We start from the raw sequence: 17,823 nt of genomic DNA on the forward strand, positions 1-17,823 counted from the left end.
GCCCCGCGAACGCGCCTACCGCACGAGCGCCGGCGCGCTCAGCGCGGCCACGTCCGTCATCCCGGCCTGGACGCGCGCGTAGATGCCGCACGCCTCGCCGGCGATCAGGTAGATGCCGTAGTTGACCGACTCGCGCCGCGCGTTCTCCACGGCGGAGAAGTACCGCTGCGCGATCCACCGTCCCTCCCGGGCCTTGGCCAGGGACGCGCGCCAGGCCTCGTCGGGGGTGTGGCGCCCGAGGATCACCTCTTCTCCCTCGGCGCCGTAATCGCTCTTCAGGACCCACTCCTCGCGCTGCGCGAGGAGCAGCTCGGGGTGCACCGTCTCCAGCCGCGACGTCACCGGGACGTGACGCTGGATCACCGACTGCGCGTGCGGCGAGAAGCGATGGAGGTGCTCCCACATGAACGCCATCGAGCGCTTGTTCTGCGGCAGCACGGCGCCGAGCGGGTTCAGGATCGCGGCGCGCCCGTCGGCCGCGGCGGACAGCAGGGCGCCGAGCGGGCCGGCGAGCGGCTCGGCGTCGGGGATCTGCTCGTCGGTCCACACGCTCGAGCGCTCTCCCCACCAGTCCGTCTTGTAATGGCGCAAGAGGACCGAGAAGGGGACGTCGAAGAGCGACAGGCCGCGCTCGTCGTGGCCGAGGTTGTACGGCGAGCCGAGGAGCACGGAATACCCGCGCTCCGTGAGCCAGCGCTGGTAGAGGCGGATGACCGAGAGGTCCTCCGTGAACTCCGTCGGATAAACGAAGCCTAGGCGCCGCGTCGCGGCCTCGCCGAGGAGCGCGCGGGCGACCTCGTCCACCATCGCGCAGAACCGGGCGCCGAGCTCGCCGTTGGGGTCACGCGCGCCCGGGTGGTCCGGCGCGGCGAGCGCGCTCAGCACGACCGCCTCCGCCTCGCCCGTCGGCGTGTCGCAGTTCAGCTCGGCGATCGCCGGGCCCTCGTCGGTCAGGAAGACGTCGGCGCGGGCGATGCCGTGCCACAGCGGCTGTGACGAGAGCCACATCGCCTTCTGACAGGGCGTCAGACAGAAGAAGTCGTCGAGCAGCGCCGGCTCGTCCGCGACGATCAGGCAAAGCTCGTTGTAGACGGCCGCGACCTCCTCGGCGGCGCGGTACAGGGCGCGCTGCTCGGCGGCCGTGACGAACACCGGCTCCTCCCGGAAGCGCGGGGCCCCGTCGAACCAGGGGTCGGTGATGAGGCCCGTGTCGACGATCTTCGCGGCGAAGGCGTCGTAGGCGTGGTCAGCGGAGGTCATAGGAGGCGCGCGATGGCGATCGCGGTCGCGAGGTAGGTCGTCGCCTCGAGCGCGCCGAGCCCCTCGTTGCGGTCGGCCGCGATGCCCGCGTCGAGGCGGCCGCCGCGCAGCGCGAGCGGCGCGCCGAGCAGCACGCTCTGTACAAGGAGCTGCCGCGCGGGGTAGAGGGCGAACAGATAGAGCAGCACCCCGCCATAGCCCTTCAGCGAGATGAAGAGACCCTCGAAGTCGCCCTCCAGCGCCCGCGCGATGATGATCGCCACCGCGATCGAGGCGCCGGCGTAGCTCAGCGCGGCGGCGAGGTTCTCTCCCTGGATCTGCTCGGCGTCATCGTACGTGGTGAGCGCCCGGAAGAGCGAGATGAACACGTGCAGCGTGATCTGCGCGAGGACGAAGAAGCCGAGGGAGATCGCGAGATCGCCGAGATCCTTGCCCGCGATCGCGCGCGAGGTGATGAGCCCGGTCGCCACGTAGTGCGCGCCCGCCGCGAGCCCCGCGGCGGCGTTGCCGCGCTCGATCTCGGCCGGGAGCCGCGCCCTGAGCAGAAGGCGGATCCCGAGCTGGCCGGTCGCGAGCACGAGGAGCAGGCCCACGACGGCGAACGCGCTCACCCAGAGGAGGTCGCGCGCGAAGCCCTCGCCCTCGAGGCAGTTCTTCACGGCGTTCGCGGCGACGAGGAACACCGCGAGGACCTGGCCCACCGTGAGCAGCCGGCGGGCGGCGTTGCTCTCGGTGAGATCGCGGGCGACCGTGTGCGCCGGTGAGAAGACCCTCTGCCCGATGCGCAGCAGGGCGAGCAGAGCGAGCGTGGTGCCCAGCCCGAACCCCATGACGTAGGACAGATCCATGGGACGCACGCTACAGAACGCGCCGCGCCCTCACAAGCCCGAGCCTCGCGTCACGCCGCCGCGAGGGTCAGGCCGGTTTCGGGGTTTGCGGGGCGCCCCGGGCTTTGTGATATGGGTAGGCCTGCGGGGCTGTGACGCCCCGGCTCCGGCGGCGGACCCATGGTCGAACCTCCTTGTGACTCCGGCATCCAGGGCATCTTCGCGCGACCCTATATCGATCTCGAGCCGTACCTCGACCTCGCCCCGCTCGGCGAGATCCACGAGGAGATCTGCCTCGGGCTCACGCAGGTGCCGATCGACTACACCGGCGGCAGCCACCGCACGATGGGCATCATGCCACCGTCGCGCAGCGGCGAGGCGTTCGCCGACTACGGCGAGGTGATCCGCGGCCTCGGCGACGACGAGTTCGCCACATTCCAGCGCCTCTCGGACGACCCCTCGTCGATCGAGAGCTCCGCGCGCGCCGCGCTGGAGTTCGGCGAGGAGCGCGAGTTCCCGCTCTCCCGGCGGCAGATGCTGTGGCTCAAGTTCCGTCATGGGGTGTACTTCCCCTGGAAGGTCTATGTCGAGCTCATCCCGAACCGCTATTGGGGCGACAAGAGCCGGAGTGAAGGCAAGGACTTCACCCGCCTGGCGAGGTCGTTCTTCCCGAGGACGATCGCTTACGTGAAGCGCCTGCCGTTCGCGTCGATAGGGCGCTGCAACATCATGGGTCTCGAGGCCAACGATCACGGCACGGTGCACCACGACGGGGAGGGGAGAGCGCCGGACAGCGAGCCCGATCACTTCATCACGCTCTGTCCCGCGGGCAACAAGCGCCTGTTCCTGTGGGACGAGCGGGCGCGGCGGAAGACGGCGGTCGCCGGCCGGGCGTACTGGTTCAACGATCACGATTACCACGGCGTCGAGGCGGACCCGTACTTCAGGTACTCGGTGCGCATCGACGGCACCTTCACGCCGGAGTTCATCGAGGCGCTCCGGCGCGACCACGCTAGGGCGGCCGGGGTCGCGCCGCCCGCGCCAACGGCGCAGGCCGAGCGCGCGCCGCAGGGTGTCGGGGAGGCCGCCGCGTGAGCCAGATGGACGAGCCGTTCGAGCGTGACGAGGTGCTCGACAAGCCCGGGATCGTCGGGGCGCGCTGGTGGCACAAGGGCCTGGCCGACGCGCCGAAGGACGCGTCGCGGCGGAACGCGATCCTGGCCGCGCTCGGCGCGGTCGGGCTCGTCGGCGTGGCGGCCGCGATCGCCGTGGCCGCGGACGGGTGCTCGGACGATGAGACCGCGGTGCAGAGGAAGCGGGCGCTCGACATGCAGCGGACGTTCGGCTGGAGCTTCGGCGCCGCGCAGGAGAGCGTGACGTTCGACGGCGAGTCGAAGAAGCCGTTCGATCGGGCCGCGCTCGGGAGGATGTCCACCGACCTCAGGCCGGCGGACGAGGGCGCGCGCGCCTACTACGTGCCCGCGCTGTTCGAGTCGCCGTCGGCCGTGCCCACGCTCGTCGCCGAGGGGGATCCGGCGCCCATCACGCCGCTCGGCGACGTGCTCCGGCCGATCTTCACGCCGGCGATGGACCGCGCCTACCGGAGCGGTAAGGCGCTCGCGTCGCTCCTCCTCGCCGCCCGGACGGACAGCGGCCTTCGCCGCGACATCGCGGTCATCGTGGATCTCGACGGCCCCGAGTCGGTGGCCTTTGCCGCCGGCGCGGCGGAGGCGTTCGACGCGGTGTTCACGTTCGACAACTGGCCGCACCCGCGGGGCGTCGTCAAGGCGCACCTGACGCTCGCCGCGGCGGCGTACTACCAGCCGCTCTTCGCCCGCTCGGTTCCCGGCCCCCGCGCGACGATGTTCGTCCTCGATCGGCAGCGGCTCTCGCCCTATTCGGACGACGCCACGCAGTTCGACAACCGGCATGTCGCGAGGCTGCCGTCCGCCGATGCGCTCTGGGACCGAGGGGTTCGCCATGTGCTGGTCGTGGTGCCCACGGAGAGGGACACGACCGAGTCGGACGACCTCAACGACGACCTCGTTGCGTTCCGGTCGCGGCGGCTCGATGTCGGGTTGATGGCCGCGAACGTCTTTGCCGCCGACCCGGCGGAGCCGAAGCCCGCGAACGAGACGGAGGACTGGCCTCCTTACTACTATGGCGGCCGCGCCGCGTCGCACGGCTGGTTCTGGAACGACTATCCTTGGGGGCCGCCCCCTCGCCCGGCGCCGGTCGAGCCGAGCGCGCCGAGGCCGGGCAAATCGTACGTGCCGGCGCAGCGCGCGACGGCGTTCTCGAGCGGCACCGCGTCGAGCGGGGTGTCGCCGAGCCCGGACGGCTTCGGGACGGTGCCAGTCGTCGTGGCGCTCGGCACCGGCGTGATCCTCGGCGCGGCCCTCAGCCGGAGCGGCTCGTGGAACCGGGCTTCGGGCGGATACGGAGGCTGACGGTGGAGCACTCGATCTTCGCGATGGAGGTGTGCGCGCGCATGGACCCCGGGAGCACGCTGCAGCGCGCGCTGCACGATGCCGTCCAGGTCCAGTTCGAGAAGATGAGCCTGCAATACAAGTGGTACCAGTACCGCCGCGCGCAGCTGGCGCTGCTGTCCAACCTGCACGCCCTCGAGAAGGGGTGCTGGGACTACTTCGATGACGACTCCCGGGCGCTCAACGATTACGGCATGTGGTCCCGCGGCATGATCACGGAGGAGGGCGCGCGCAAGGGGCCGTCGGGGACGCCGGACCCGTACCGCGGCCAGCCCCGCTACCTGACCTTCACGATGGCGTTCCTGCTGATCCAGGGCTCACCCACGGATCGGATGCTCCGCACGGTCTGCGACATCCCCAAGGACCGCCTGTGGCGGCGCGACGTGTTTGGCCACATCCTCCAGAACCTGGGTCACGTGAGCTTCGCCAGCGTGAAGTCGGATGTCATCTACCTGATCCCGCGGGACGAGGGCTGGGCGCTGACGGCCGACGATCTGACGGATCCCAAGTTCCACTACCTGCGGAAGATCGTGTAACACCGTGTAACCCGGCGAGTCGCCCGTCGTTGTCTGGTGGGTCGAGCGAGGTCGATGCGTGATGGAGGAAACCGAGCTGGACACGATCGCGGCGCTCCGGAGCGAGAACGACCGCCTCAGGCAGCGCGTCGCCGAGCTCGAGAGGGAGCGCGGGAGCGACGACCCGGATCTCTCGTTTCGTCTCCCCTATCGCCAGATAGTCGAGCACTTCCCCATCGGCATCGTCGTCCGTCGCGCGGATGGCGCGTCCATCGGCGCCAACCGGCTACATTACGCGGCCACGGGGGTCGAGCCGCCGACGCCGGAGACCAAGCTGCACAACATCCTCCACGACGAGCAGGCCATCGAGGGGGGATTCGCGGCGGGGTTCCTGCGCGCGGCGCAGGGCGAGATCGTCGAGCTGGAGCCGAAGCTCGTTGATGTCTCCCGCGTGGGCTTGCCCGGCGCCCACGACATCAAGCTATGGATTGACACGCTCTTCTTCCCCGTCACCGACGAGGCCGGCGCAAGATACGTCATCGAGACGCACCGCGACGTGACCCGGCAGCAGCTCGAGCTCCTCGAGCGGCAGGCGGCCGAGGAGGAGAACCGGCGGCTGCAGGAGGAGATACAGCGCACGCGGGAGGCCGCGCTGCGCGCCCTCTCCACGCCGCTCATCCCCATCGCCGAAGGCGTGCTGGCCATGCCCCTCGTCGGCGACTTTGACAGGGATCGCGCCCGCCAGGTGCTCGAGACCCTCCTCGACGGCGTGGTCCAGCGCGGGGCCCGCACGGCGATCCTCGACGTCACCGGCGTCACCGGCGCCGGGCAAGAGGTCGCCCAGGGGCTGGTCCAGATCGCCAAGGCCGTGCGCCTGCTCGGCGCCGAGGTGGTGCTCACCGGCGTCCAGCCGCAGATGGCCCGGGTCATCGCCGCCATCGAGGAGAGCCTCCACGGCGTCGTCGTCCGCAGCACCCTCGAGAGCGGCATCGACCACGCGCTGCGGGCACGCCGGGCGGCCGGGCGCTGAGGGGCCGCCCTCGGGCATGGATGGCGCTGCTGTCCAATCTGCACGCCATCGAGGAGGGGTGCTCCAAGGACCGCCTTTGGCGCCGCGACGTGTTTGGCCACTCCTCCAGAACCTCGGTCACGTGAGCTTCGCCAGCGTGAAGTCGGATGTCCTCCACCTGATCCCACGGGACGAGGGCTGGGCGCTGACGGCCGAGGACGTGACGGATCCCAAGCTTCAGTACCTGCGGAAGCTCGTATAAATCGAGGGATACCGCATCGAGAAGGTCTGTCTACGAGGAGTCGAAGGGCGAGACGCCTGCCCGCCGGCCGACCCGGCCTTTACACCCCGGTCCGGCCCGCCGATACTCGCCCCGTGCAACCAGCGACGGCCTTCACGGAGCGCTACCGCCTGGAGCGCCGTGTCGGCGTGGGCGGAATGGGGGAGGTGTGGAAGGCGCTCGACCAGGAGACAGGCGAGCCGGTGGCGGTCAAGGTATTGCTCGGCGGCGCGCTCGAGGACGCGGCTCGGTTCGCGCGAGAGGCGCAGATCCTCGCGGGTCTCTCGCATCCGTACATCGTACGGTACCTGGCGCACGGCGCGAGCGCTGATGGGGCTCCTTACCTCGTCATGGAGTGGCTCGATGGCGAGGATCTCTCCGCTCGGCTCGGGCGTGGTCCGCTCGGCATCGACGAGAGCGTCGCCCTCGCCCTGAGGGTCGCGGACGTGCTCGCGTATGCGCACGCGCAGCAGGTGATCCACCGCGATCTGAAGCCGAGCAACCTGTTCTTGCCGGGGAAGCGCCTGGAGGAGGCGAAGGTGCTCGACTTCGGTATCGCGCGGCTCGAGCACGCGGCGACGATGACGTGCGCAGGGACGCTGCTCGGAACGCCCGGGTACATGGCGCCCGAGCAGGCGCGGGGCGAGGCGAGCATCGATACGCGCGCCGACGTCTTCTCGCTCGGGTGTGTGCTCTTCGAATGTCTGACGGGCGAGCCTGCGTTCGGCGGCCAGCACCTGGCGGCAATCCTGACGAAGGTGCTCTTCGAGGAGACCCCGAGCGTGCGGAGCGTGCGGCCGGAGGTGCCCGAGGCGCTCGACGCGCTGCTGCGAAGGATGCTGTCCAAGGGGAGAGAGGAGCGACCGCTCGACGGCAGGGCAACAGCGGAGGCGCTGTGGGCGCTCGGGGAGCCGCCTGTCAGGCTGCCTTCACGCTCCATCGGAACACCGTCATTGACGAGCAGCGAGCAGCGCGCGGTGGCGGTGATCCTCGTGAGCGCACCGCCAGGTGTCGAGGTTCCGCGATTCGATGGAAGTTCCACGCTCACGTTAACCCCCGACGATGTGGTCATCCTGCGCGAGGCCGAGGCGCATGGCGGCGCGAGCGAGCGTCTGATTGACGGGTCGGTGGTCGTGATGATCGCGGGCAGGAGCCTGGCGACGGATCTCGCCGCGCAGGCGGCGCGCTGCGCGCTCTCGCTGCGCGCCCAGGCCGGCGGGCGGCGCGTCGCCCTCACCATCGGACGCAGCGACCGCTCGGCTCGGTCGCTGGGGCCCGCCATCGACCGAGTGGCGCGGCTCTCTGGCACCGTGGCGCGCGACGCTGCGGCGGCAGCGGGCGCGGTGATGATCGACGAGGTGGTCGCGGGGCTGCTCGACGCGCGCTTCGATGTGCGCGAGGACGATGGCGTCTTCGTGTTGCATGGAGAGCGTGCGGTCGCCGAGGGCACACGGCTGCTCCTGGGCAAGGCCACGCCGTGCGTGGGGCGTGAGCGCGAGCTCGGCATGCTGCGGGCCCTGTTCACCGAGACCGTGGAAGAGGCGACCCCGCAGGCGGCGCTGGTCGTTGCGCCGCCGGGCACGGGCAAGTCGCGGCTGGCCCACGAGCTTCTGCAGGAGCTCAGGGCGCGGGATGAGCCGGTGTCGATCTGGATCGCGCGCGGCGATACGCTGCGCGCCGGCTCTCCCCTCGAGATGCTCGGCCAGGCGCTGCGGAGCGCGTGCGGCATCCACGAGGGTGAGCCGCCGGAGATCCGGCGGGATAAGCTGCTGGCGCAGGTGGCGGCGTGGAGCGCGCCGGGCGAGCAGCGGCGTGTTGCGGAGTTCCTGGGCGAGATCGTGGGCGCACCCTTCCCGGACGAGGACAGCCTCGCGCTGCGATCCGCGCGGCGTGACGCGCCGCTCATGGCGGACCAGGTGCGCGCGGCGTTCCTCGAGTTCCTTGGCGCGGCCTGCGCGAAGGCGCCGGTGCTCGTCCTGCTGGAGGATCTGCACTGGGGAGATCGGCCGACGGTACAGCTCCTCGACGCGGCGTTGCGCACGCTGGAGGAGCGGCCGCTCTTCGTCCTGGCCGTGGCGCGTCCCGAGGTGCGCGACGTCTTTCCGAAGCTCTGGGAAAGCCGCCGGCTGCACGAGCTACGGCTCGTGGAGCTGAGCCGGCGGGCCGGCGAGCGCCTCGCGCGGCACGTCCTGGGCGAGCGGGCGGCCGCCGAGACCATTGCACGCATCGTGCGCTTGTCGGAGGGAAATGCCTTTTACCTGGAGGAGCTGATCCGCTGGACGGCCGAGGGCAAGGGCTCCGACATGCCAGAGACGGTGGTGGCCATGGTCGAGTCGCGGCTCGGGGAGCTCGACGAAGGGGCGCGGCGGCTCCTCCGCGCGGCGAGCATCTTCGGCGAGGTCTTCTGGGTGGGGAGCGTCGCCGCGCTCCTGGGCGGAGAGGCGCGCCGGAGCGAGATCGCGCACGACCTCGAGCCCCTCGTGGAACGTGAGATCCTGGTGCGGCGCCGCGAGAGCCGCTTCTCGGGCGAGGAGGAGCTCGCGTTCCGGCACGCGCTCCTCCGCGAGGGGGCGTATGCGACGTTGACCGAAGGCGACAGGACGCTCGGGCACAAGCTCGCCGGCGCGTGGCTCGAGCAGGCGTCGGAGCCGGCAGCTGCGGTGATCGCCGAGCACTTCGATCGGGGCGGCGACCCCGCGCGCGCCGCCGACGGTTACCGGCGCGCAGCGGCGCAGGCGCTCGCTGGAAACGACCTGGAGGCCGTGTTTTCCCACACCGCTCGCGCCCTCGCGCTCGGCGCGAGCGGCGAGGCGCGCGGGGAGCTGGCGCTCGTTCGGACCGAGGCGCATCACTGGCGCGGAGACATCGCCGAGGCGCTCCGCTGGGCGCAGGTGGCGATGGAGTCGCTGCCGAGGGGCAGCGCGCGCTGGTACGTCGCCGTGGGCGACGTGGGCCAGACCGCGGGGAGGCTCGGACATCATGAGCGGCTGGTGGCGCTCGCCGATGAGCTCGCGGCTGCCTGGTCCGATGACGGGACGACCGGCCCGGCGGTGATGGCCGCCACGCGGGTGGTGGTGCGGTTGTTCTTCGCGGGCATCTACGATCGGGCCGAGCTGCTCCACGCCCGGATCGAGGCCGTCGCCGGGCGGTTCTCGGGCGACCCTGCCGTGAGCGGGCCGATCTTCCGGGCGCTCAGCGTGCGCGCGCAGTTCGCCGGCCACCTCGATCGCTGCCGAGCGCTGACGGAGGCCTCGCTGCGCTGCTTCGAGCAGACGGGCGACGTCCGCAACGCCTGCGTCGCCCGCGGCAACCTCGCGGAGGCCGAGATCAGGCTCGGCGCCTACGCCGAAGCGGTGGCGCTCCTCCGCGGCGCGGTCGCCGACGCCGAGCGCATGGGGCTCGAGCGCGCGGTCATCACGGGCCGGCACAACCTCGGCTTCGCCCTAGGCCGCCTCGGCGCGGTCGATGAGGGGCTCGCTGTCGAGTCGGAGGCTGTCACCGCCGCCGTGAAAGGCGATTGGCGGAGCATCGAGGGGGTCTCGCGCGCCTACCTCGCGTGGCTCTTGCGGAGCGCGGGGGAGCTCGAAGCGGCCGAAAAGGAGGCCCAGCGTGCGGTGGCGCTGCTCGAGACGACGAAGCCGTTCCAGGTCGTGGCCCTGGCGACGCGGGCCGAGGTGATGCTCGCGCGCGGGAGGCCGTCCGAGGCGCTCGTCGAGGCGCGTGAAGCGATGGCGCTGCTCGCCTCGCTCGGCAAGGTCGAGGAGGGCGAGGAGCTCGCCCGCCTCGTGTACGCGCGGGCGCTCGAGGCGACAGGCGACCACCCGGCGGCGCGCGCCGCCATCGCGGACGCGCGCGACCGCCTCCTCGCGACCGCAGCGCGGATCGACGATCTCCGCCGTCGCGACGGTTTCCTCCAGAACGTCTCCGAGAATGCGCAGATCTTGGAGCTCGCGCGGGCGTGGCTCGGGGCCTCTGCCACTGCCCCGACGTTCGCTGGGGACGGCCGGCCACCGGCGTAGGCGCCGAGGCTGATTCAAACAGCCCTCGGGGCGATCCGCCGAGTGAGCAATCAATCCTTCAAGCCTGAGCGCGCCCCGCTCACTTCATGGATGTTACGGGTCGCAGCGCATGTCCCGCCCGATCAAGAAGGCTGCTTGAACGGCGTGCCGTCGGCGCAGCTCCCCGCACCACGCGAGCAGTTCAAGGCGCTCCGGCGCAGACCCCACGCTCCACGGCGACGCTCCCGCATTCATGCTGCGCCGCACCGGTGAGGTCGTCCTGGGCGCCGCCCGCGCTGTCCCGGGCGCGCGCCAGACGCTCAGCGGAGCTGCGGCCGAACTTCAGGAACACCGCCGGCGTGACGACGATGTCGAGCAGCGTCGACGAGAGCAGGCCGCCGAGGATCACGACCGCGACGGGCTGCAGGATCTCCTTGCCCGGCTGACCCTTGGACAGCGCGATGGGCACGAGCGCCAGGGCGGCGGTGAGCGCGGTCATCAGCACCGGTACGAGGCGTTCCAGCGAGCCGCGGACGATCATCGCCTCACCGAACGACTCGCCCTCTTCCTTCATGAGGTGGATGTAGTGCGAGATCATCATGATGCCGTTGCGCGAGGCGATGCCGCAGAGCGTGATGAACCCGACGAGGGTCGCGACCGACAGGACCCCGCCGGTGAGCACGACGGCGAGCACCGAGCCCACCAACGCGAGCGGGATGTTCAAGAGGATCTGGAGGGCCACGCTCCACGAGCGGAACTGGGAGTAGAGGACCACCAGCATCCCGGCGAGGCTCGCGATCGAGAGCAGGCCGATGAGCCGCGACGCCGCGCGCTGGCTCTCGAACTGCCCGCCGTACGTCGCGTAGTAGCCCGGCGGCTTCGGGATGGCGTCCACGGCGCGCTGGATAGTGCTCACGACTTGCTCCAGGTCGCGCCCCGCCACGTTGGCCGAGACCACGATGCGCCGCTGCGTGTCGTCGCGGCTGATCTGGTTCGGCCCCATGCTCTCCGTCACGTCGGCGAGGTCGGACAGCGGCACCTTCGCGCCGCTGGGCGTATCGACGAGCGTGCGCCGCAAGGCGTCGATGTCCTCGCGGAGCTCCGGCGGGTACCGCAGCACCACATCGATGGTCCGCTGCCCCTCCAGGAGCTGTGTGACGGTGCCGCCCGCGAGGGCGAGCTCGAGCATCTCCGAGAGCTGACCCGCGTTGACCCCGAGCTGCGCCGCGCGCTCCCGGTTCACCTTGATGGCGATCTGCGGGATGAGCACCTGCTGCTCGATCTGCAGGTCCTTCACCCCGGCGACGCCCTGCATCGCGTCGCGCGCCGCCTTCCCGAGGCGCCGCAGCTCGCCGAGATCCTCGCCGAAGATCTTCACGGCCACCTGCGCACGGACGCCCGAGAGCAGGTGGTCGAGCCGGTGCGAGATCGGCTGGCCCACGTTGATCGCGACGCCGGGGATCTTGTCGAGCTGGTCGCGGATGTCGCCGAGGATCGCCTCCCGCTCACGCTCCGACGCCCTGAGGTCGACATCGATTTCGGTGTAGTGGACCCCCTCCGCGTGCTCGTCCAGCTCGGCTCGGCCGGTCCGCCGCCCGGTCGACACGACCTCGGGGACCTCGTGGATCAGCTGCTCGGCGAGCGTGCCGAGGCGACTCGACTCGGCGAGCGACGTGCCCGGCCTGGCGATGACGTTCACGGTGAGCGTCCCCTCGTTGAACGGCGGGAGGAACTCGCCGCCCAGGAACGGCACCGTCGCCGCGGCGGCGAGGACCAGCGCGCCAGCAGCCACCATCACGGCCCCGGGGTGCCGCAGCGACGCCGCGAGCACGCGCCGGTCCGCGGCCTTGAGCTTGCGCACCAGCCAGCCGTCCTCGTGGCTCATGCGCTTCATGGACGGCAAGAGATACGAGCAGAGCGCGGGAGTGACCGTCAGGGATACAACCAGCGATGCAAGGATCGACACGATGTAGGCGACCCCGAGCGGAGCGAAGAGCCGCCCCTCGATGCCGCTCATGGCGAACAGGGGGACGAAGACCAGGACGACCAGGATCGTCGCGAAGACGATGGAGCTCCGGACCTCGCTCGACGCGTCGCGGATGACGTCGATCGCCGGCCGCGGCGAGGCGAGCGCCCTGTTCTCGCGCAGGCGCCGGAACACGTTCTCCACGTCCACGATGGCGTCGTCGACGAGCTCGCCGATCGCCACCGCGAGACCGCCGAGCGTCATCGTGTTGACCGACAGGTCGAAGGCCCGGAACACGAGCGCGCTCGCGATGAACGAGAGCGGGATGGCGGTCAGCGTGATCGCGGTCGTCCGGAAGTTGAGCAGAAACAGGAAGAGGACGATCGTGACCAGGATCGCGCCGTCGCGCAGCGCCTCGACCACGTTGTGGACCGCGCTCTGGATGAAGGTCGCCTGCCGGAAGAGGCGCGGGTTGATGGTGACGCCCGCGGGCATCGACCTCTGCAGCTCGGCCACGGCCTTGTCGATGCTGCCGGTGAGCGCGACGGTGTCGGCGCCCGGCTGCTTCTGCACCGAGAGGATCACGGCGGGCTTGCCGTCGATCGACCCGTCGCCGCGCTTGATGCGCGCGGCCTCTTGCACCGTGGCGACCTGCGCCAGGGTCACCGGCGTCCCGTTCCGCAGGGCGATGACGGTCGCGGCGATGTCCGCCTCGGTCCGGGCGCGGCCGAGCGTCCGCACGAGGAACTCCAGCCCTCGCCGGTCGACGTAACCGCCGGTGGTGTTGGCGTTCGCGCCGGTCAGGGAGCGCGAGATCTCGTCGAGCGACACCGCTGCGGCCGCGAGCCTGGCCGGGTCGACGGTGACCTGGATCTGGCGGACCTCGCCGCCGATGGGGATCACCTGCGCGACCCCCGGGATCGTGAGCAGCCGTGGCCGGATCACCCAGTCGGCCTGGGTCCGGAGGGTCATGGGCGAGACCCCATCGCCCTGCACCCCGATCAGCAGGATCTCCCCCATGATCGAGGCGACGGGCCCCATCTGCGGCGTGACGCCCTCCGGGAGCTGCTCCGTCACCGTGGCGAGGCGCTCGGCGACGAGCTGTCGGTCGCGGTAGATGTCCGTGGACCAGCCGAACTCGACGTACACGACGCTCAGGCCGACGCCCGAGGTGGAGCGCACGCGCTCGACCCCGGGCGCGCCGTTCATCACCCGCTCGAGCGGCACCGTGACCAGCGTCTCCACCTCCTCGGGCGCCAGCCCGGGAGCCTCGGTCATGAGGGTGACCGTCGGCCGATTCAGATCGGGAAAGACGTCGATCGGGAGCTTCAGGAGCGAGTACGTCCCGTAGACGAGCACCAGCGCCGCCGCGGCGATGACGAAGAGGCGGTTCCTGAGGGAGAAGCGGATCAGGGTGTCGAACATCGTTTCTGCTAGCCCCCGGCGGCGAGGAGGACGGCCATGGCGCCGTCGACGACGACGCGCTCTCCCGCTGTCACGCCCGCCGTGATCCCGATCGCGCCGGCGGACTTCGGCCCGATCGCGACCGCGCGCAGCTCGAACGTCTCGGGGCCGGTCTTCACGACGACCGTGGGCGTGCCGCTGCGATCGAGCAGCGCCGATGCCGGGACCACGACGCTCTCGACGGGCGCGCTCCCCGCCATGCCGATGTTGACGAGCGCGCCGACGCGCGCGCGCCGGTCCTTGTTGTCGAACTCGAAGAGCGCCTGGACGGTGCGGGTCGCAGGGTCGACCAGCGACGCGACGGCGAGGCGTCTGGCCTCGAAGCGCGCTGCTGGATCCGTGACGAGCGTCACCTCCGCTCGATCGCCCGCGAGGCGCGCCGCGTCCGCCTCCGGGATGCGCACGTCGACCCAGAGCGTCGCGAGATCGACGACGCGCCAGAGCTCGGTCCCCTCCGCGACCTGGGCGCCCGGGCTCACGCGGCCGGAGACCACCGTGCCGTCGATCGTCGCGCTGAGCCGCTGCGCGCCCGCACCGCCCGCGAGCACCCCGACGTCCGCCCGGGCGCGCGCGACCTCGGCCCTGGCGATTTCCACGTCGGCCTCGGCGGCCTGGATGTCCTTCTCGGCGACGATCCCCTTGAGCTCGCGGCGTCGTGCGAGCTCGCGTTCGGCCAGGCCGAGCCGCGCCTCGGCGGCGGCGACCCGGGACGCGGCGTCGCTGCGCGACAGCCCGAGCTGCGCGCTCTCCGCGCCGCCCAGGCTCGGCCGGAGCGTCGCGAGGAGCTGCCCCTTCTTCACGTCGTCGCCGAGCCGGAGGAACCCGCCCTCGGGCGGGAAGAGCCGTCCGGACGTCGGGGCCACGACGGCCAGCTCGCCCGCGGGGCGCGCGACCACGGTGCCGATCTGCCCGAGGCTCGTGGCCAGCGCGCCGCGCTTCGCGCGCCCGGTGCGCAGCCCGAGCAGGAACTGGGTCTCGATCGGCACCCGGGCCACGTTCGGGTCCGCCGCGGCGCTGGTTGCGGGCTTTGCGGGCACGCTGTGGTCCTCGCCGCCGTGCGCGTCGGCGCGCTCCCCGAGGCCCGTGACCGCGAGGGCCGAGGCGATGGCGAGCGCGGCGGTGATGGACAGGGATCGGGCGCGGCTCACGAGGCCCCCTGCGGGAGCGCGGAGGGATCCTCGGGGCGACGGGTAGCGGCAGGCGGCTTCCGCGTCGAGCGACGCCCGAGCGCATACCCGATCCCGCCGCTGAGCACGGCCAGCGCTCCCGCGGCCGCCGCCAGACCGCCGAGGGGCACCTCCCGGCCCGGCGTCATCCCGGTCGGCGCGGCGGCGGGCGCGATGGCGCCGAAGCGCAGGTCCCCGACGAGCACGAGGTCGAAGGCGTCCCCGGCCTCGACCGACACGACCCCGTTGGCCGTTGCGCCTTCCGGGGCAGCGGGGAGCGCGACCTCATAAACGCCGGCGGCCGCCATTTTCCCCGCGTCCGCGGCGAACGTCAGCCCGCCCTTCAGCTCGAGGCGGACATGCGCGCCGGAGGCCGGCGCGCTGGAGTCGGCCCGAGCGACGTAGAGGCGCGCGGGCAACGGCCCTTCTGCCTTCTTGGCCGGGTACTTGATGACGACCGAGAACACCGCCGTTTCCCCGGACACGACGTGCTCTGTCCCGGTGCTCGCGGCGGTCGGCGCGGCGGGCGCAGCGTGATCCTCGCCGCCGTGCGCGGAGGCACGCGGGGCCGACGCGTAGATGGCGATGGCGAGCGCCACGGCACACGCGAGGTGCTTCTTGTGCATCATGGTTCTTCTCCGAGCGCGCTGGACAGCTCCGCGCGGGCTTTCAGGTAGGCGGCGCGCGCCTCGAGGATCTGGACGCGCGCGCGGGCGACGCGCTCGGCGCGGGTGAGGGTGTCGAACAGATCGATCTGCCCTGCGGCGTAGCCCTTCTCGACCATCGCCTGCGCCTCGTCGAGCCGGGGAGCGATGGCCTGCCACCGCGCGAGGGCCGCCCAGCTCGCGTCGACCGCGGACCTCGCGCGTGTGACCGCTGCGCTGATCTGCCGGGCGGCGATCGCGCCCTGCTCGCTGGCGGAGCTCGCGTCGGCGAGCGCGCGGGCTCGCTCGGCCTGGTTCCGGTCGAAGAACGGCAGCGGCACGGACAGCGTGATCTGAAGCTGCGTGCGCTCGTGCCGGACGCCGGTCGCCCCGTCCGGGCCGGCCAGGGCGGCATCGCGCTCTTCCCGCCCCACCTCGACCCCGAGGCCCAGCGTGGGCTCCGGGAGCGCGGCGCGTGCGGCGAACGCGCGCCGTGCCTCGGCCTCTCCCATCCGGGCCCGCCAGAGCCCAACCTCGGGCCGGCGGCGGAGCGCGGCGGCGACGAGCACGTCGCGGCCGCGGGCGTCTGGCGGCCGGACCGGCGCCTCCGCGACGCGGAGGGACGAGGGCTCCGCGGCGGCGATGAGCACCCCGAGCCGCGCCTGCGCGCGCGCGAGCTCGGCCTTCGCGCCGGCGAGCTCGGTCGTCGCGCCGGCGCTCTCGGCGCTGGCCAGGATCGCGTCGAGATCCGACCGCTCACCGGCGCGGGAGGCCGCCGCGGTGCCAGCGGCGATGCGCTCGAAGACCCGGTCGAGCTCGGTCCAGACGGCGAGCACGCGCTGCGCTCGATCGAGCTCGATGAACGCCTCGGCCGCCTCGGCGAGCCCTTCGAGCTTCAGCACCGCCCCCTCCAGCTCCGCGACGGCGACCTTCTGCTGGCCGGCGCGCGCCGCTGTGGCCGCGACCCCGACAACATCGAGCTCTTGCTCGATGCCCACCGAGAAGGTCCGGTCCTCCGGGTGTCCGAACGGGGCGCCGAGATCGACGCCCCCCGTGAGCACGGGGTTCGTGCGGGGCCAGCGCCCCGCGCCGGCCACTTCCGCGCGTGCAGCGCGCGCCCCCTGGCTCGCCTCCACGGTCGCGGGGGACCGCGCGGCGGCGCGTGCCTTCACCTGGGCCCACGTCAGCGTCTCGCCGCGGGCGCCCGGCGCGGGCACGAGCGTCAGCGTTGCAGCGAGGGCCGCGAACATCGCGTATCGGGTCCGGTGCGGCCGCCGGGTCGTCATCTCAGTGCCCCGCGTGGTCGTGCCCTGCGTGGTCGTGCCCCGCGTGGCCTTCGAGATGGAACGCGAACCGGAGCGAGGTCGCGGTCCCTCCGGCCGGCGTGATGCTGAGCACCCCGTCCACGTGATCCTGCTTGAGCGGGTCGATCTTGCCCCGCAGCACATCGGCCTTCTCGTCGTAAGCGAGCTGGGTCTCCTTCGCCCCCGCGACGACGGGCCGGAGGCTCGCCGTGACGCCCTTCGCGGAGCGAGGCTTCTCGGCCGAATCCAGCATCCAGACCGTGATGTCGCCGGTCTTCTCGAGCTTCACCTCGACATGACCCCCTGCGAGCGACTGGACGACGCCGCCGTGGGGCGAGCCGTGGGCGTGGTCGCCCGCCGGGTGGTGGTCGGCGGCCGCGTCGGCGAAGGCCGCCGTCCCTTTGGCTGGCACCGTGAGCGTCATCTTCATCGGCGCGCCGCGGACCTTCAGATCCCAGGTGTAATCCCCGTTGTCCGGCGCCGGGCCCTTGGCCGAGAGCGAGCCCTTCGCCTCGTTCGGCGCGAGCGTCAGGGTCTGCTTCTCGCCCTTGCCCTTGGGCTCGATCGTGATGGTGCCGGAGACGTCCTTCGGCGGGATCGGCGTCCGGATCGCGTCGCTGACGTAGAGGTCGATGGCGCCGTCCGCCCCGACCACGACCTCGACGTGGTTGTCGCCCTCCATGGTGACCAGGCCTCCGTGACGAGCGTTGTGATCCGCGTGGGGGCGCGTGCTCGCGGCGCGGTCCTGGGGCGCATTCGTGGGGGGCGGCGCCGCGGCGGGAGCTTGTGTCGAGGCGGCGCTTTCGTGGTGGTGGCCAGTTGTCTCCTTCGTGGAGCAGGCCACAAGCGGGATCGAGACGAGCAGAGAGAGAAGGATTTGGCGCATCGTGCTTTCCTGGAG

General features: G+C 71.9%; 12 protein-coding genes. 5 read left to right on the forward strand and 7 right to left on the reverse strand.

Annotated elements, in window-relative coordinates:
- Positions 1-15: 15 nt before the first annotated feature.
- On the reverse strand, positions 16-1,260 hold the full coding sequence (locus WMF11_RS18785) for a glutathionylspermidine synthase family protein (RefSeq protein ID WP_437978430.1): 1,245 nt from the start codon (positions 1,258-1,260) through the stop codon (positions 16-18).
- Positions 1,257-2,108, reverse strand: coding sequence for a DUF350 domain-containing protein (locus WMF11_RS18790; RefSeq protein ID WP_437978431.1), 852 nt, complete (start codon positions 2,106-2,108; stop codon positions 1,257-1,259). The genes WMF11_RS18785 and WMF11_RS18790 overlap by 4 nt, the downstream gene beginning before the upstream one ends.
- Before the next feature lie 159 nt (positions 2,109-2,267).
- Between WMF11_RS18790 and WMF11_RS18795 the strand changes: the two genes are divergently transcribed.
- The 5 genes from WMF11_RS18795 to WMF11_RS18815 all read left to right on the forward strand — a co-directional run bounded on the left by WMF11_RS18795 (position 2,268) and on the right by WMF11_RS18815 (position 10,399).
- Positions 2,268-3,182 carry a hypothetical protein gene (locus tag WMF11_RS18795; RefSeq protein ID WP_437978432.1) on the forward strand — a complete coding sequence of 305 codons (915 nt, stop codon included), beginning with the start codon at positions 2,268-2,270 and terminating at the stop codon, positions 3,180-3,182.
- Positions 3,183-3,187: 5 nt separating this feature from the next.
- Positions 3,188-4,537 carry a hypothetical protein gene (locus WMF11_RS18800; protein ID WP_437979321.1) on the forward strand — a complete coding sequence of 450 codons (1,350 nt, stop codon included), beginning with the start codon at positions 3,188-3,190 and terminating at the stop codon, positions 4,535-4,537.
- 2 nt (positions 4,538-4,539) lie between these two features.
- Entirely contained in the window at positions 4,540-5,112 is a 573-nt protein-coding gene (locus WMF11_RS18805) for a hypothetical protein (RefSeq protein WP_437978433.1), read from the forward strand.
- 61 nt (positions 5,113-5,173) lie between these two features.
- A complete protein-coding gene (locus WMF11_RS18810; RefSeq protein WP_437978434.1) occupies positions 5,174-6,121 on the forward strand; it encodes an STAS domain-containing protein in 948 nt (315 codons plus the stop codon).
- 354 nt (positions 6,122-6,475) lie between these two features.
- A complete protein-coding gene (locus tag WMF11_RS18815) occupies positions 6,476-10,399 on the forward strand; it encodes a protein kinase domain-containing protein (RefSeq protein WP_437978435.1) in 3,924 nt (1,307 codons plus the stop codon).
- A 181-nt stretch (positions 10,400-10,580) separates the two neighbouring features.
- Here the strand turns inward: WMF11_RS18815 and WMF11_RS18820 are convergent, their stop codons facing one another.
- From WMF11_RS18820 to WMF11_RS18840, 5 genes are read right to left on the reverse strand one after another with little or no spacing between them, the layout of a single operon-like run.
- Positions 10,581-13,769, reverse strand: coding sequence for an efflux RND transporter permease subunit (locus WMF11_RS18820; protein WP_437978436.1), 3,189 nt, complete (start codon positions 13,767-13,769; stop codon positions 10,581-10,583).
- A gap of 8 nt (positions 13,770-13,777) precedes the next feature.
- Positions 13,778-14,956, reverse strand: coding sequence for an efflux RND transporter periplasmic adaptor subunit (locus tag WMF11_RS18825; protein ID WP_437978437.1), 1,179 nt, complete (start codon positions 14,954-14,956; stop codon positions 13,778-13,780).
- Entirely contained in the window at positions 14,953-15,603 is a 651-nt protein-coding gene (locus WMF11_RS18830) for a hypothetical protein (protein WP_437978438.1), read from the reverse strand. Before WMF11_RS18830 ends, WMF11_RS18825 begins: the two co-directional genes overlap by 4 nt.
- Positions 15,600-16,904: a TolC family protein gene (locus WMF11_RS18835; RefSeq protein ID WP_437978439.1), complete on the reverse strand. Its 1,305-nt coding sequence runs from the start codon at positions 16,902-16,904 to the stop codon at positions 15,600-15,602. The genes WMF11_RS18830 and WMF11_RS18835 overlap by 4 nt, the downstream gene beginning before the upstream one ends.
- A 1-nt stretch (position 16,905) precedes the next feature.
- A complete protein-coding gene (locus WMF11_RS18840) occupies positions 16,906-17,604 on the reverse strand; it encodes a hypothetical protein (RefSeq protein ID WP_437978440.1) in 699 nt (232 codons plus the stop codon).
- Positions 17,605-17,823: the final 219 nt, after the last annotated feature.

This window comes from Sorangium sp. So ce295, assembly GCF_051527405.1.
GTDB lineage: Bacteria > Myxococcota_A > Polyangia > Polyangiales > Polyangiaceae > Sorangium > Sorangium cellulosum_B.

Bases quoted from the DNA above. Each gene is read 5' to 3' on its own strand.
- WMF11_RS18785 (WP_437978430.1), bottom strand. From the start codon at position 1,260: ATGACCTCCGCTGACCACGCCTACGACGCCTTCGCCGCGAAGATCGTC.
- WMF11_RS18840 (WP_437978440.1), bottom strand. From the start codon at position 17,604: ATGGAGGGCGACAACCACGTCGAGGTCGTGGTCGGGGCGGACGGCGCC.
- WMF11_RS18810 (WP_437978434.1), top strand. From the start codon at position 5,174: ATGGAGGAAACCGAGCTGGACACGATCGCGGCGCTCCGGAGCGAGAAC.
- WMF11_RS18820 (WP_437978436.1), bottom strand. From the start codon at position 13,769: ATGTTCGACACCCTGATCCGCTTCTCCCTCAGGAACCGCCTCTTCGTC.
- WMF11_RS18790 (WP_437978431.1), bottom strand. From the start codon at position 2,108: ATGGATCTGTCCTACGTCATGGGGTTCGGGCTGGGCACCACGCTCGCT.
- WMF11_RS18800 (WP_437979321.1), top strand. From the start codon at position 3,188: ATGGACGAGCCGTTCGAGCGTGACGAGGTGCTCGACAAGCCCGGGATC.
- WMF11_RS18830 (WP_437978438.1), bottom strand. From the start codon at position 15,603: ATGATGCACAAGAAGCACCTCGCGTGTGCCGTGGCGCTCGCCATCGCC.
- WMF11_RS18795 (WP_437978432.1), top strand. From the start codon at position 2,268: ATGGTCGAACCTCCTTGTGACTCCGGCATCCAGGGCATCTTCGCGCGA.
- WMF11_RS18835 (WP_437978439.1), bottom strand. From the start codon at position 16,904: ATGACGACCCGGCGGCCGCACCGGACCCGATACGCGATGTTCGCGGCC.